We start from the raw sequence: 15240 nt of genomic DNA, 5'->3' as shown, positions 1-15240 counted from the left end.
TCTATCCACACACGTCAACAGTTGACGTCTTGTTTCTAGTCTTCAAACTATTATCTGATTTTCGGTTTTATTTATTATAGAGTGGAGGTAAACAAGTGATAAATGCCGACTTAAATATTTAGAGAGTATGGACTAAGTGAGGAAGAAATGGATAGGATATCAATAGCTAAGCTTCAAAAAAACACAGTGACGATACATCCAGATATCATTAGTTTGTTCGATATTTACGTTAATCATATTCGACCTTCAATGGGTAGTCATGATATAGAAATGGAGCAGAACCGAGTCTTCTTCAGACCTACATTATTTATTAAAGAAAAGACAGTATGGTCGATGGTCAATAATTTCGAACTCTACTACTCCTTAAAACTGTTCAGCATAGATCAAAAATTAGTCAGAAAAGATGTGAGTATAAGTAGCATAAGTGAAGAGCAGTTAGTGTCTGGCATACCTTTTTATGAATTGGTTGACATCATCGCTCGGTATAAAAAGCTCTTAGATATAAAGCTTATCTATACCTGCTTAAATGAGATTTTAACTATAAGTATGAACCAAGCGTTATTTAACAAAAACACCTTTCCTATTACTACATTTTGTCAACTCATAAATATCAATGAGCAAACCTACCATAAGCGATCTTCTGAGAGTGTTTTATGACGAAAAATACTGAAGGCATTCATGAACAGCGAGAATGGCTTAGTGCGCAAGCATTGATAGACATTGTTAATACACCTAGCGATGATGAGATATTTGCATACCCAGAAGAAGTTTTGGCTGCCATATCTACCATAGTGATTTCGGTAAATGATAGCTATGTATATCCGGATGACTCTGTTCAAAATTTGTTCGAGTGTATCGTACAGATATTACAAACAGAACCCGTCGCTCGCCGCTATATGGAGACTAGCAAATCAGCATTGGCACAAAAGCCGCTGATGATGCAGCTACTTATCCTTATGCAGAATCTTGTGAATAAAGTTGCCTATGACCCTCTAAAAAAACGGTTGATTTGGCTGGCTATAGCAATGCACACCAGCGTACTGCTGATGCGGCATGGTATAAAAAAGCACACTGATAATATATTAATGCAGTTTAAACAAGCTCAGTTTTCAAGCTCTATAAGACGAACGTGGATTTGGCGTGAACTACCCGACTTGCCTCAGATGACCATAAGTGTGGAGTACATATCTACCCTTCTCAATAATCTATTAGAGCAGAAAAAAAGTGAGTTTGAGGCATTAACTAACAACCCTATTAGTGACTCAGTCAAAGCAAAAAGTGAAAAATCTATATTGAAGGCCAAGCTTGGCCAAATAGATAAAATAACGATCGCCTACCAGCACGCATATAACTTACAGGCAGCAAAACCTAAACGTAAAAAACCACCAAAAAATAATAGTATCAAGCCTATAAAATTATCTGATAACAATCCGATATATCAAGCTGACTCTAATATGCCGACTCATAACTGGGGTAGTACACACAGCGATAATAATTGGAGCAGCACACCTAATGATATCGAACATAATACTACTGCTATAGACTTGGGGTTTTTGGATGCCCATACCGAAACTTATGAAGGGTTAACGACAAGTTTTGAAGAGTATCTCGATCACAATGAAGCGCCATATATCAGCTACGACAACTACCCAGACCCTCTCATACAGCAATCTATACCGCTACAAACTATTGATTTGTCGCTGCAGCAAAAATATATGTCCCAGCGTAATCTTGCGCTCAATTCTAATACACGACTGCTATCCCTTGCTGGTTACCAATCACTATTTGCTGCTTTACATCAGGATGCCAAATCTTTATCAGAGTCAGAAACAAATAAAGTCTGCGCGGGTATTTTATTGTTATCAATGCTCACTGGTCTTCCAGTTAAATCATTACTCATATCAGGCTATATCGGCCATCCTGGCATTTTTGGTATTCATGATAAAAGAGCTTATATCCAACACAGCCTTGGCATTACTAAACCCTCTGTCAGTCAGACATTAACAAAGCAAAATTACGAAAACCACTCTGATACTATCAAAATACCGCTGCCCCTATGGTTAATTGACAACCTACTTGCTTGCGAGTTGCCTGTAAAAGAGGACTTTATTGCTTATCTCGCCGACTTACGTAGTAGCCTTGGCCTACCTTACCTTTCGGTCAATCGAGTAGAAACAGCATTGCACGTTGTGCTCTCTCGTTATACGCCAGACTGTCATATGCATATCGCCGACATTATATGCCGTACATCAGCGCCTCATGCTCCAGCAATGTACTATAGCAGCCATACCAGTGAAACACTCCTTGCACACTATAAATCAGCACTGAGTGTATTTAATAGTAATGGTAATTTCGATTTAACTTATATTACCCCTTGGCATAAATATACGGTGGGTTCAAGGTTTGCGCTCACGATCGAAACCGTTCATAAAATTATAAATGAGATGAAGTACTGGACCGATCAAAGTTTAAATGATGAAGATCACTTTAATAGAACCAGTATTTTAGTATGGTTTGTATTCTGCCTCTTAACCGGAGTAAGGCCAAATAATGGCCTAGGAAAAATGTGCAATATCGATCTTGTTATGGGCTGGCTTGTTATCAATGATAAGCCTGTTAAAAAAGTGCGAACTGATCGGCTAATTCCATTATGCCCTACTGTTGTACGCCTTTTAACACAATATAGAGACTATCTAAGTGACTATGAGACTAAACATCAATCAAAGCCAGAAATCAGGGAGACTATCGATAGTATCCGCTTAGGTAACGATGAAGCACTATTGAAGCTCTTATCTGCAAGTGTAAATAATCTAAAAGACATCAAGCGAGGCGATGCCTATCATATGACTAAAGACATCATTGATGCCAACCCTTATTGGACACGTCATTTCGTACGTACTCAGCTTGAGAAACATGGCGTTCAGCTTCCGCTAATCAACACCGTTATTGGTCATGAAAAATCTCGACAAGAAGTATTAGGTCGTTTTTCATCGTGCAGTAAAGCAGATATTAAACGTGTTGCACCTGTATTTGAGCAGATCGCTGAGCAGTTAGGGTTAAACCTTATAGAAATAAACAACTATTCTAAGCTCAGCCATATTGAGAGAAGACATGTAGAGGTAGACCATGCTCATAGATAATATCCATCTGCCAAAAATTATTGATGGCTTAGCAAAGTTTGATGGCAGAAAAAAACGTTACGTGCCTTATCCTTCTGAACTCAAAGATGATATCCCTAAAAAATATGACTTGCAGCTACTGGCTGACTTACAAACGGAGTGGGACTCTTTGCAAAAATCCTATCCTGGCAACATTAGGCTCACCCAATCTATTAATAAATATTACGGACACTACGAACAAGTACTTTGGCCAGATAATCGCACCTTTTTGGCTATATCGAACCCTGTAAGTTTTGCTGATGAGTTATGGTTGCCAGAAAGTCAAATGCTAGGTCAGTTTCAGCGTGATTTTACTAATAAGCTAAAGCCTTTATCTGGCGAAGGGTTCGATAATTTTCAAGCTATTGTTCAGGACAAAATCTCTCAAGCCTATAAAACAACCAAAACCTTAAAACAAGCATGGCAAACTGTCAGTCAGTTTATTGATTATCAAAATCAACGTTACATGCTTGCAGAACACTATTATCCTAAGATAATCGCGCCGCAGCCCATAAAGTTTAATCCGTTGACTATTAATGACGACTGGGTCAAAAACGGCAAATCACTGGTCAAAATTATTCGCGCAGTAGAGCATGATTGGGAGCAAACAGCCGATTACAGCCAAGAGGAAATCATAGGCTGGCTGATATTCTCAGGGATTGTATATGGCGGTATCAATGAAGTACAAATGCTTCAAGGGTGGCTTACCTCATTGCTCGCCAAAGAGTATCAGCCATTCATCAAAGAAAGGATAATAGTCTCACCGCGTTTTGTCCAAAAGCGCTTTGGTAACGAGCGCGAAGAAGGAAGTGACAAGCTTTATAACACTAAGCAAATCATTGTAGATGTGGTCAGTCAGTGTTGGCTGCTTCGTTACCATAAAAACAGCAGCCCAGCAGAGACCGAACGTACACTTGCTAAGCTATCAGCAGCTAAGATTAAACAGTATGTGACCTTAGCTTTGTCTGACGTGATCAAGCCTTTAGGTATTAAGCCACTTCCCTTTTCAAGGTTTTTATATTACGCCAGTTATCACTGGGAGATGCTCGATGGCGCTGACATTGACCACGCTTCAGTTGGGGTGCTGCGAGGTATGCATAACACTACTGGACTGAGCACGCAAGACTTTGATTGGTTTTTGAACCAAAAATATCAGTATAAAGAGGAGCCGTATGATCTAGAACATATCTTGACGCTGTCTATCAGCAAAAACTCTATTATGCAAAAAGAGACGCCTAGCAGTTCTACCAAAAAGATAGAGGTTAGAAAGTCTGATTTGATTGTAAATCTGACTAAAGACTTCAAAATAGATGAAAAACAGAAAAAGCAAAAAACCAATAAAAAGCCGCCTACCCTTATCGAAAGAGTACGAAAACGTTATAAGCAATACGATGATTTAAGTGAAAAAATTTTATTAGATTGGGTACTCAGTTTGCTAAGCCGAGAAGGACCACCGAACAACGTAACTATTTTGAAATATATCAGAACCATAGGCTATGAATGGTTATATTTCACAACAGCGCAGCCGCTTGACATTTGGTCAGAGGAAGAGTTTGAAGAGCTCTATGAAGATATTTTAGAGTATAAAGCTGTCGTACGTAATAATACTGACATTGTATATTCTGCCAATTTATTAAAGAATATGCACAACTTTGCCAAGAGTAAATACAACCTACCCTCCGTGAACTTCCAACAATCCAAAAATGGTCGACGTGTACGTGCGGAGCTGATATCACCGCAAGCGTATCAAGCCATTATCATACAGATACTGGGTTCTATAGATATATTGGAGCGGGAGATGTTCGCGCTTTTATTTATCTTAGTCTATCGTACTGGGATGCGCAAAAAAGAGCTGTTGGGACTTAAGTATAATGACATCGAAGGCTTAAAAACAGCCACACCCTCAGTGGTGATCAGGCCCAATAGCTACCGTCCAACTAAGACTCAAAGTAGTATTCGCCGCGTTCCCTTATTTGCTCTCCTCAAACCTAATGAGCTGAATTTTTTTATTAACTTTGTGCAAACCAATATTGGCGACAATTCAAACAAATTTATCTTTACCTTATCATCGGATCAGCGCCCTATTGATGACCATGTTCCGTTGCAGTTACTCAAACGAGTCTTAAAAGATATATCGATAGATGATAACGTGGTAGAGCATACCTTTCATGGGTTTAGGCATACGGCAGTGAGTAACCTATCTTTAGCACTAGTAGGCCATTCAGATCTCGTAGAAGCCCTCACAGATTATGATGAAAAAGACATATTTCGTATTAAACAAGGCCTACTCGGAGAGCATATCAATGCACAGGATCGCTGGTATGCTCTCTCAGGTATTATGGGCCACTTATCGCCTGAGCGGAGCTTTGAATATTACAACCATTTTGCCACGCTGATGGCGACCTATGCACTTAGTAAAGCAGATATAACATTGCCAGAGCGTACGCTGTATAACGTAACAGGTTTTACGAACAAAAAGCTTAAGGAGAATAATGCAACTGTTAGTAATAGTAGCGTCATCATACCTAGTATACGTACACTTCTATTTAAAAATATCATAGAGGGCAAACGCAAGTCACCGAAATTTACGATCGAAAGCCGTGATAAGCAAGTTCTCTTGAGTACTAATACGCCAGCTAATAATGAGCTGTTTGGTCGTTATGCTTTAAACCGAGTACAGCTGCTACTACAGACCTATGATAAAGAGATACCTTTAAGTAAAGCAGCCCAGTTAGCAAATATTTCTATTCACGATGCGAACATTTTAATAAAACGTGCCAACGAAGTTGTCGCTATCACTACCAAACGTGGTAAACCTCGCTTTGTAAAGCTCATAGACTCAGAAACTACTGTCTTAAGCCCACTGAACATTCAATACCAAAGTGATTTAAGACTGCTATCGCTTTTGTTAGGTAATGCCTACCGTCTACGAGAAAAGTCGGGGACTGATTGGACTTGGTTTATTGAGATATGTCGTCAAAAGCTGTCTAGTAGCAGAGCATACTTACCATTTAGAAAAGAAGATAAAAAAGAGTTACAGCGGTTCATTGATATTGCTGGGAAACTGCTGCCTTTGAAGCATTGGCTAATAAGTAGCAACGAGTCCTTGTTGACGAAAACTATGTCACCTACCGATTATCAAGATATTAAACAACAATCTAATGAGTCGAAAAATGCTTTCCATATTGGTATTGCTAGTCAAGACCATAGAGAACAAACGAATAAATGGCAGTACTCACCACTACTACGGTTTTTTGTGCATATGATGCTAATCACAGATGAGAAACTATCTATTGTGAGTTGATTTTTCTAAATTATTCACGGATTTATTTAGATTCAAGCCTAAGGCCAATCATCATAAGAACTAGAATGTGCTTGAAAATTTCATGAGCATATATATGCCCATACCAACCATCATAATGTTTTCAGTCAAAGATACAAAACCAAGCGGTACATTTGAGTTACCACCAACGCAGGCACATTTTAGCTCACGCTTGTCTATATAGACGGCCTTAAATACTGAGAGGCCATTGATACCGCCTATAAATATAGCCACCATAGCCGCTACTACACTTAGCCATGCGACACCTGCTAACATGGAAATACCTACAAACGCCTCGGCGAAAGGATAAACGTAGGCGTAACGGACTACCTTACGTGCCAACAAATCATATCCCAAAAATTGATTGGTAAAACTCTCTAAATCTTGCAACTTTTGAATAGCAAGCACGATCATGGATAAGGCAACAAACCAGATGATAGTTTGTACCGAAAACAATGTGCTGCTAAACCTCCAAGTCAGTGCAATACTAGCGAGTGCTGTGGTTGCGAATATTGCGATCACTGGCGTGTAGCTCATCTCAGTACTTTCAGAAACCTCTTTGCCAAAAAACGCTTGCAGATCGTCATACCCGCCTATGCGCTCGCCATCGATAAAAATCTGCGGCGTAGTTTTAACATTGAACTTGTCTTTAAGTGCTTGAGTTTCAGCATCATTCGTCAAATGTTTGTCTTCGACCTGATAACCATTACGCTCTAAAAGATCGAGTGCTTTTAAACCAAATGGACAAACATGATCAGGTTTGACCATACGATAAACCACGGCTGTTTTCATAATACACACTCCTATCTAACCTATAGATTCTATCTTCTAAACCTTTTACGCTTCATTCAAGCTCTTCAATCAGCTGCTGCATTTCATCAATTTCACGCTTTTGTGCTTCTATGATATCGTCGGCAAGCTGCTGCACACGCGGGTCTTCGATATCAGCACGACTACTAGTGAGAATAGCAATCGAGTGATGCGGTATCATGGCCTGCATCCAATCGACTTGATCGACTGTTGCTTGTGATCTAACACCCCAAATACCAACAGCAAACATCAATACGCTCAGACCATAGATCATCAAGTTAATTTTGGTCTTCTTATACATGTTGGTCATAAAGGCCAACATGACCACTGCCATACCTGCACCCATATACAGTGCCATATAGGCTCTGGTCTCACTAAAATAAATATGATCCCACTCATAAGTATTGAAATACATCATGATGTACATCACAATCGTAGACGTTAGAATCATCAGGGTGAACTTTACATACGGGTTCATGCCCTGTTGATGATTCATGTTTTTCTGATCTGAAGCATTCATAGTATATCTCCTATTATTTTAATGATATTAGAACCAGAATTTGACCCCCGTTGTCAAACTACTGCTATCAACTGATTCATTATGTTGACGTCGTTGACCACGAGCACTACCAAGCGCCGTCTCATAACTCACACCAACGTAAGGCGCTAATTGACGGCTTAGCGTCTCATAAGTCAGCCTCACTTCAGCCTCAAATTCATTAAAGCCTTTAGTAATATGGTTGTCGCTATCCTCTTTGCTAAATGCCGTTAGTTCTACTTCTGGTATCACAACCCAATGCTGATTCAAACGCCACTCGTATTCTGCGCCAAGGTCCAATCGGACCTGTCCATCAGAGTACAGATAAGCCATTGCATCGGTTTCAATAAAATAAGGTGCTGTGCCCTCAATACCCGCCATAACGGCAGGCTTATCATTCTCGGTATCGTAGGCTACCCCTGCCAAACCATTCCAGAAGATACTTAGTGGCTTCCAATAAGACAACGAGGTCAGACTATCAATTTCTTTATCACCCTTGGTCTGAACACTACCTTCGCTGCGTAAAGAGAGGCGGCGCTCATCTAGGCCATACCAAGCACCAACCTCATAATTAATCTGATCGTCATCAAACTGATAACCTAAATCATCTACAGAAACGCCCCATAATGGCATATCACCCATCATCATAGGCTTGCCATAACGTCCATAGGGAACGCCGTTTGAGTAGTCAGGACTTCGAGCATCAGCTGGAGCCTTACCACCTTGCATACCTGACATGTCCATACTGCTGTGATCCATGCCAGACATATCCATGCTGCTATGATCCATGCCAGACATGTCCATACTGCTGTGATCCATGCCAGACATGTCCATACTGCTATGATCCATACCCGACATGTCCATACTGCTGTGATCCATACCCGACATGTCCATGCCACTGTGGTCCATACCTGACATATCCATACTGCTATGATCCATGTCAGACATATCCATGCTGCTATGATCCATGCCAGACATATCCATGCTGCTGTGGTCCATACCTGACATGTCCATACTGCTATGATCCATGATGGGCATCTCAGCAGCATTTGCTAAAGGTAACGTTAATAACATCAAAGATGACATGCCAATAAACGGTAGACTTACTTTATAAATTTTCATAATAAGGCTCATATTCGAAGGTTTATTAAACGACGGCCACTTCTCTGAACATACCGGCTTCCATGTGATACAGCAGATGACAATGCCACGCCCATCGTCCAGCTTCTCCTGTCACATCAAAGCTAATTTTTTGTGCCGGTTGCACCATAATAGTATGCTTGCGCACCTGAAACTCACCGTTAGGCATACGTAAATCACTCCACATCCCATGTAGATGCATCGGATGATTCATCATTGTGTCATTAACCAAGGTAATACGTACGCGCTCACCCGGCTTAATATTCACTGGTGTCGCGTCACTAAATTTGACCCCATCAAACGCCCAGATATAGCGCTCCATATTACCGGTTAAATGTAGCTCGATCTCTCGGATAGGCTTGCGCTGCTCCGCAAATATGGCCTCATCGACAGAGCGCAGCTGACTATAATTCAATACCTCTCTATTAATATTGCGCAGGTTGATACCAGGATCATCAAGATTCATACGTGGACTGTCCACGCGCATATCACTCTTAAAATCGTATTCTGTTTTGGCATGACGGGCTTTATAACCATCAGCACCCATAGCGCCCATCATATCTGCCATTGTGAGCCATTCAACTTTGTCCATAGCAGGTATCGCAGCACGAGCGCCTTCTTTAGTTGCAAGTGTTGCTGCAACATAGCCTGAACGGTCTATGTTTTGGGCAAATATGGTATGGGCATCTTTGGTCGGGGTAACGATGACATCATAAGTCTCAGCCACACCAATACGAAAATCATCAATCGCAACTGGTGCGACATCGATACCATCGGTTGCCACTACAGTCATTTTGAGACCGGGTATACGCACATCAAAAATGGTTTGGGCTGAGGCATTGATGAAGCGTAATTTAACGCGCTGTCCTGCTTTAACGATTTGTGCCCAATTAGCTGCCGTTGTTTTGCCATTAATAAGGTAGGTAAAGGTAGTCTCACCCGACAAGTCAGTAAAATCGGTTGGCATCATGCGCATCTGATTCCACATTTTGCGCTTATCAAACGCGGTTTTCATATCTGTTTCGGCAATATCAGACAACAGCTTCTTGAAGTCTGGCAGATGATAGTTGTCAAAGTCTGCGCGCTGTTTGAGCAGCTTCAGTAGATTATGCGGATTACGGCTGGTCCAATCACTGAGCACGATCACGTGGTCTTCTTCGATAGGATGACGCTCGCGACCTTTGGGTTCAATCACCATAGCACCCAGCATGCCAGTTTGTTCTTGGAACCCACTGTGTGAGTGATACCAATAGGTGCCTGACTGCATAAGCTTAAACTTATAAGTAAAGGTGCTATGCGCAGGAATGCCCTCAAAGCTAATTCCAGGTACACCATCCATTTCAAACGGCACCAGCAACCCATGCCAATGAATAGATGTTGATTCATCCATCTGATTATGAACACGTATCACCACCGTATCACCTTCACGCATCTTTAGCGTTGGTGCTGGCAGTGAATCATTGATGAGCGTTGCCATGCTCTTTTTACCGTTCACAATAGCAGACTGTTTACTGACGTATAAATCAAACTCTTTGCCTGTCAATACAGGTACTTTATGAGTGTTTTGATCACTATTAATGGTGGCCGCCTGACTGCTCGAGCGATTCGAATGTCCCAATGCGCTACTGGCAATGGTCGGTATCAAGGAAGCACCAAGGACAGCAGAAGATCCAGTCAAAAAACGTCGGCGGTTCAATATGTTCTGTTTATTCATAATGATGACCTAATTTAATTTGCGAGATGGTGGTTAAGCTTTTGGCTGTTATATTTTTTATATTTAACGAATAATTTAATCACAGTTGCTGCTGAGGAGACTCAATATCGGCATAAACTTCTGTGGTGCCATCTTTATTAAGTTGCATTACCTTGTAAGGCATAAACTTACCTTCATACTCCATACCGGGGCTACCAACAGGCATACTTGGTACAGCAAGTCCAATGGCTTGTGCAGGAGTATTTGCTAAGAACTGTGCCATGTATTTTGCAGGAACATGTCCTTCAAAAACAAAGCCATCGGTGGTAACGGTGGTATGACAAGAACGCATCTGCTGCGGTACGCTATAGCGTTCTTTGAATAAAGACAAATCTTCAACATCGTGTGCGGTTGCGCTTAATCCATTATCTTCTGCATAGCTTACCCATTCTTTGCAACACCCACAGTTGGCATCTTTATAAACCGTCGCTGAAACATTCTTAAGTAGGTCTGATTGGTTGACTACAGGCGTCGTAACCGCTGTAGATTCAGCTTGTGTTTCTGTCACCTGATTGGTTGATGTGGCAACAGTTGGCTCAGGTTGTACGGGTTTTGAATCAGAAGTGCCCGTATTTGATTGGCTACAAGCCGCTAGTAACAGTGAAGATGTCATCATCACTAAAAGCGTACGACCAGATAACTGGTTGTGCTTACTAGAAAACATATTGGTATAGCGTCTCATAAAACACTCCTAAGCATGTATTTGTCTATTGGACATTTTAAAATTTCTACAACCTATCACTAAATAAAGTAAAACAGGCCAAACTTAAATTGCAAAAGGTAGCACTATTTTAGTGCTACGCTTTTTATTAAATAGTTAGTGCTGCATTTCGGAGCCATCATCCGACATATCCATATCTCCATCAAAGCTCATGTCCATAATGTCAGTATCTATCCTCGTGGTCAGCATCGTGTACTGAGCTTCATTTAATTCAGGTAACGACCTAATAAAAGCGACCATTGCCCACATCCTATCAGCATCATGAGAGGCACCCCATGCGGGCATTCCTGATGCCATGATGCCATGTTTGATTGCCCAAAAGCTTTGTCTGGCACCAGCCTCACTCTGGTAATGTTTAACGATATTTGCTTTAGTAAAATTCGGCGGTTTTGGATATAGACCATTACTCAAATCTGTACTTGTGACACCAGGTGATAAATGACAGCCTGCGCACATGTCTTTGTAATCGGCCCCACCTGAACTGATCATTTCTGCCTTTTCTAAGTTTGGAACTGAAATGTCTTTACTAGCATGCTCAATTGAACGATTACGAGCAGTTTCTAAAAAGCTGTACATCATTGGGCTATGCTCTTGGTCTGCACCCACATTGACAATACCACTCGTGACGACAACAAAAATGCCAATCACAACGGTTACAACAGCAAAGAGTATTCCTAGTAAAAACTTCATAAGCTCATCCAAAACAAATAATTTGTGTGCCCGCATCATCATTTAATAAAACAGATAAAATCATGATAGGTATTTAACAATATTATTTTTTAAGAGTCGCTATCACTGCTCACACAGTGTTTTTGGTACATCTGTTTCATTTTACCCATATTAGCCATCATGGCTTTCATGGCAGGATCATTCATGTCCATCTTGCTGTGATCCATCTTTTGCATCATCTGCATATGCTTTTCCATTTTTTCACAGTTCATCTGATCCTTTTCAGCATGCATCTTAGGGTCATGTGCCATAGCAGACGTTGAAACAACTAAGGCGATAGCGGTTGCTACGATTGATTTAAATAGTGACATGATAGATCCTTATTTGATTGGTATGAAATCGACAAGACTTCAAAGTATTAAGTTACTCTAAAGCATACTTTATTGATTCTGACAGAGACATGACCGCAAGATTACAATATTGTCATCTTGAGAATTTTTGATGTTCAAAGCGGGGTTATGCTTTACTATGCTAGGTAGGCGTGAAAGGTATATGGGAAGCTATTATGAAAGTACTGCTGGTAGAAGATGAGTTGAAACTTGGCGAATATATAAAAAAGGGCTTAACCGAAGCTGGGTTTATTGTGGATCATTATCTAACAGGCCTAGATGGCTATCACGCATTGATGACTGAAGAATTTAGCGTGATACTGATGGATGTCATGCTACCGGATATTAGTGGCTTTGAGCTGGTGCGTAACTACCGAGCTGCAGGTAAACATACTCCCGTGCTATTTTTAACAGCAAAAGATGACTTAAGTGACAAGATAAAAGGGATTGAGATTGGTGGCGATGATTATTTAACCAAGCCGTTTGCGTTTGCAGAATTGGTAGTCAGGATAAAAAGTCTATTGCGACGTGCTAATCAAGTCGATTATCAAAGTACGATCATGCAAATAGCAGATCTCAAAATGGATATTGCAAAGCGTACCGTACATAGAAGAGACCAACCTATTAAATTGACCGCAAAAGAGTTCTCGTTATTACAGTTTTTATTAGAGCGCCGAGGTGAAGTTCTACCACGCTCAGTCATCGCCTCTCAAGTATGGGATATGAATTTTGAAAATGATACGAACGTGATTGATGTGGCAATCAGGCGTCTTCGCATAAAAATAGACGATGAACATGAGGCAAAGCTGATTCATACTGTGCGTGGTATGGGCTACCGATTAGATGCTGTCAATACAATCGCTGATAGCCAGCCATCTTACGAAGCTGACGATATCTAATATGAAATATCGGTTAGATAGTCGACGCCTGCCATTACTGTGGCGCACCGTTTTTCTGCTAACTGTATTCGTAATTATCTCTCAAGTGATTATTTACGCGTGGGTGCAGCGTTCTGTCAGTGGACATTTTGAACAAATGGACTCTGAGATTATCACGCATGCAGCTTTTAACCTGCGCAGAAGCATCAATGATGTTGATGCTCAGACAAAGTCATCAGCAGCTTCAAAATCTCAGTCATTAACTAGCGCCAACCATCTACATCCTTCTCGGCTTGACTATGACTTAAAAACTGTCATTGCAAATAAGAGCGGTGCACTATTATCTAGCGATCCAACCAGCTTCATCAACGACCTACCTTCAGATTTTAGCCTGCCACAATTGTGGCAAGTCTATCGTGATCAGCAATTCACGATTGAGATAAAGGGTAGGAATTACCGAGCAATCATCATCGAAAACCAAGAGTTTTTGGCGCTGATTGCACTGCCCATTGATGTCCATCACCACTATCTCATGCATTTCAATCGTCAGCTCAGTATGATTTTGTTCGCGATCACCTTACTACTGGTATCAGTAGCCGCATTAAGTGTGTATTGGGGGTTTGCGCCTTTGGCCACTATCGTACAAAAAATGAAAAGGATTAACCCTGAAAGACTGGATGAAAGAATAACCGTCAGTGATATGCCTTTAGAGCTACGACCACTAGCAAAATCTTATAATTCAATGATGGTCAAACTTGATAGTAATTTTGAATCCTTGTCTCGGTTTTCAGATAATATCGCCCATGAGCTCCGTACCCCAATTGCAACGCTGAGTACGCAAACGCAAGTCATGTTGAGTAAGCCAAGAGATGGTAATGAATACATTGAGCAGCTACACCATCAACATGACACGTTAGAGCAGCTATCGGCTATGATTAATAATATGTTGTTACTGGCAAAAACTCAAAAAGGATTAAGCGACTCGCAAGTTAGTAACGTAGATACCGAGGGTCTAATCACAAAGCTGATCGACTACTATGAAATGCTTGCCGAGGATCGTGAGATAACTTTTGTAAAATCGGGTGTATTTGCGACAGTACTAGGTGATGAAGGTTTGCTGCAGCGGTTATTTGCTAATCTGCTGTCAAATGCCATCTATTACGCCGCTAGTGCCAGTACTATCACAATATCAGCTACCATCATTACCTCAGATATGACTCTTGAGAACTCAAAAGAATATCCTCTATCCTCAAAACAATCATTATTAAAAATCGCCTTGACTAACCGCTTAGACAAACCGCTAAATCAAAGCGCGGCCGATAAATTATTTGAGCGATTCTATCGTCATGATAAGACAAGCAGTCAACATTCAGGGACAGGACTAGGATTGTCTATCGTTCGGGCTATCGCCAATGCCCATAAAGGCAAAGTAAATATTGCGATCAAAGATGAGTATCATTTTGAGGTTACTGTAGAGTTATTGATGGCCAAATATTAACTATCTTCATACTACGATGCTTGGATTTTATGAACTATAAAAATCGATGAGTTAACAAGATATTAAGATAATAATGACGGCACCCTAGTGAGGACTTGAATCTTGGGCTATAAGCTAATGATATCAATATTTTGACTTTCTTAAATAGTCACAGTGTACTTCTTGGTGTACTTACCATAGATATTCTATCTATGATCGGTGCGCTAGTGAGGACTTGAAGAGACCATCCCAGATTCTGTGTAACTGACGTTTAGATTAAATACTTACACAAAATTTAGGAAGGTCTCCCAGATTCTTATCAAAGACTTCATCATCTATTATTCGCCAAACGGCAACTTGCTGATGGTCTTTGGTGGTGACTAGA

At 40.8% G+C, this 15240-nt stretch carries 12 protein-coding genes; 5 read left to right on the top strand and 7 right to left on the bottom strand.

Annotated features, from left to right (window positions below; all coding sequences use genetic code 11):
• The first annotated feature begins 147 nt into the window (after nt 1-147).
• The 3 genes from QO189_RS08110 to QO189_RS08100 are packed head-to-tail and all read left to right on the top strand — an operon-like array spanning nt 148 to nt 6462.
• Nucleotides 148-657 carry a hypothetical protein gene (locus QO189_RS08110; protein WP_371532338.1) on the top strand — a complete coding sequence of 170 codons (510 nt, stop codon included), beginning with the start codon at nt 148-150 and terminating at the stop codon, nt 655-657.
• Nucleotides 654-3140: a hypothetical protein gene (locus QO189_RS08105; RefSeq protein WP_371532337.1), complete on the top strand. Its 2487-nt coding sequence runs from the start codon at nt 654-656 to the stop codon at nt 3138-3140. The genes QO189_RS08110 and QO189_RS08105 overlap by 4 nt, the downstream gene beginning before the upstream one ends.
• On the top strand, nt 3127-6462 hold the full coding sequence (locus QO189_RS08100) for a tyrosine-type recombinase/integrase (RefSeq protein WP_371532336.1): 3336 nt from the start codon (nt 3127-3129) through the stop codon (nt 6460-6462). Before QO189_RS08105 ends, QO189_RS08100 begins: the two co-directional genes overlap by 14 nt.
• 60 nt (nt 6463-6522) lie before the next feature.
• Here the strand turns inward: QO189_RS08100 and QO189_RS08095 are convergent, their stop codons facing one another.
• The 7 genes from QO189_RS08095 to QO189_RS08065 all read right to left on the bottom strand — a co-directional run bounded on the left by QO189_RS08095 (nt 6523) and on the right by QO189_RS08065 (nt 12482).
• On the bottom strand, nt 6523-7272 hold the full coding sequence (locus QO189_RS08095) for a MauE/DoxX family redox-associated membrane protein (protein WP_371532335.1): 750 nt from the start codon (nt 7270-7272) through the stop codon (nt 6523-6525).
• A 52-nt stretch (nt 7273-7324) separates the two neighbouring features.
• The gene (locus QO189_RS08090) at nt 7325-7810 is read right to left on the bottom strand and encodes a DUF305 domain-containing protein (RefSeq protein ID WP_238036698.1); all 486 of its coding nucleotides are present in this window, start codon (nt 7808-7810) and stop codon (nt 7325-7327) included.
• Between the two features lie 27 nt (nt 7811-7837).
• Complete coding sequence (locus QO189_RS08085; protein WP_371532334.1) at nt 7838-8950, bottom strand: copper resistance protein B; 1113 nt, start codon at nt 8948-8950, stop codon at nt 7838-7840.
• A gap of 25 nt (nt 8951-8975) precedes the next feature.
• Nucleotides 8976-10682: a copper resistance system multicopper oxidase gene (locus QO189_RS08080; protein WP_371532333.1), complete on the bottom strand. Its 1707-nt coding sequence runs from the start codon at nt 10680-10682 to the stop codon at nt 8976-8978.
• 79 nt (nt 10683-10761) lie between these two features.
• The gene (locus QO189_RS08075) at nt 10762-11403 is read right to left on the bottom strand and encodes a DUF411 domain-containing protein (RefSeq protein WP_238036689.1); all 642 of its coding nucleotides are present in this window, start codon (nt 11401-11403) and stop codon (nt 10762-10764) included.
• Nucleotides 11404-11538: 135 nt separating this feature from the next.
• Nucleotides 11539-12132, bottom strand: a complete 594-nt coding sequence (locus tag QO189_RS08070; protein WP_371532332.1) for a cytochrome c — start codon at nt 12130-12132, stop codon at nt 11539-11541.
• Between the two features lie 89 nt (nt 12133-12221).
• Nucleotides 12222-12482, bottom strand: a complete 261-nt coding sequence (locus tag QO189_RS08065) for a hypothetical protein (RefSeq protein WP_238036683.1) — start codon at nt 12480-12482, stop codon at nt 12222-12224.
• Between the two features lie 194 nt (nt 12483-12676).
• Between QO189_RS08065 and QO189_RS08060 the strand changes: the two genes are divergently transcribed.
• Nucleotides 12677-13399, top strand: coding sequence for a heavy metal response regulator transcription factor (locus tag QO189_RS08060; RefSeq protein WP_371532331.1), 723 nt, complete (start codon nt 12677-12679; stop codon nt 13397-13399).
• Nucleotide 13400: 1 nt separating this feature from the next.
• Nucleotides 13401-14876 (top strand): ATP-binding protein, encoded by a 1476-nt coding sequence (locus QO189_RS08055; protein ID WP_371532330.1) that lies wholly within the window; start codon nt 13401-13403, stop codon nt 14874-14876.
• Nucleotides 14877-15240 lie beyond the last annotated feature (364 nt).

The organism is Psychrobacter sp. Arc29 (assembly GCF_041431175.1).
Classification (GTDB): domain Bacteria; phylum Pseudomonadota; class Gammaproteobacteria; order Pseudomonadales; family Moraxellaceae; genus Psychrobacter.
The sequence above is the reverse complement of the archived record's forward strand: the minus strand, read 5'-3'. Positions and strand labels throughout refer to the sequence as shown.

What these genes read in the sequence shown, in the direction of transcription:
- QO189_RS08090 (WP_238036698.1), bottom strand. Translation starts at nt 7,810, where the DNA reads ATGAATGCTTCAGATCAGAAAAACATGAATCATCAACAGGGCATGAAC.
- QO189_RS08065 (WP_238036683.1), bottom strand. Translation starts at nt 12,482, where the DNA reads ATGTCACTATTTAAATCAATCGTAGCAACCGCTATCGCCTTAGTTGTT.
- QO189_RS08105 (WP_371532337.1), top strand. Translation starts at nt 654, where the DNA reads ATGACGAAAAATACTGAAGGCATTCATGAACAGCGAGAATGGCTTAGT.
- QO189_RS08080 (WP_371532333.1), bottom strand. Translation starts at nt 10,682, where the DNA reads ATGAATAAACAGAACATATTGAACCGCCGACGTTTTTTGACTGGATCT.
- QO189_RS08110 (WP_371532338.1), top strand. Translation starts at nt 148, where the DNA reads ATGGATAGGATATCAATAGCTAAGCTTCAAAAAAACACAGTGACGATA.
- QO189_RS08075 (WP_238036689.1), bottom strand. Translation starts at nt 11,403, where the DNA reads ATGAGACGCTATACCAATATGTTTTCTAGTAAGCACAACCAGTTATCT.
- QO189_RS08070 (WP_371532332.1), bottom strand. Translation starts at nt 12,132, where the DNA reads ATGAAGTTTTTACTAGGAATACTCTTTGCTGTTGTAACCGTTGTGATT.
- QO189_RS08060 (WP_371532331.1), top strand. Translation starts at nt 12,677, where the DNA reads ATGAAAGTACTGCTGGTAGAAGATGAGTTGAAACTTGGCGAATATATA.
- QO189_RS08085 (WP_371532334.1), bottom strand. Translation starts at nt 8,950, where the DNA reads ATGAAAATTTATAAAGTAAGTCTACCGTTTATTGGCATGTCATCTTTG.
- QO189_RS08055 (WP_371532330.1), top strand. Translation starts at nt 13,401, where the DNA reads ATGAAATATCGGTTAGATAGTCGACGCCTGCCATTACTGTGGCGCACC.
- QO189_RS08095 (WP_371532335.1), bottom strand. Translation starts at nt 7,272, where the DNA reads ATGAAAACAGCCGTGGTTTATCGTATGGTCAAACCTGATCATGTTTGT.
- QO189_RS08100 (WP_371532336.1), top strand. Translation starts at nt 3,127, where the DNA reads ATGCTCATAGATAATATCCATCTGCCAAAAATTATTGATGGCTTAGCA.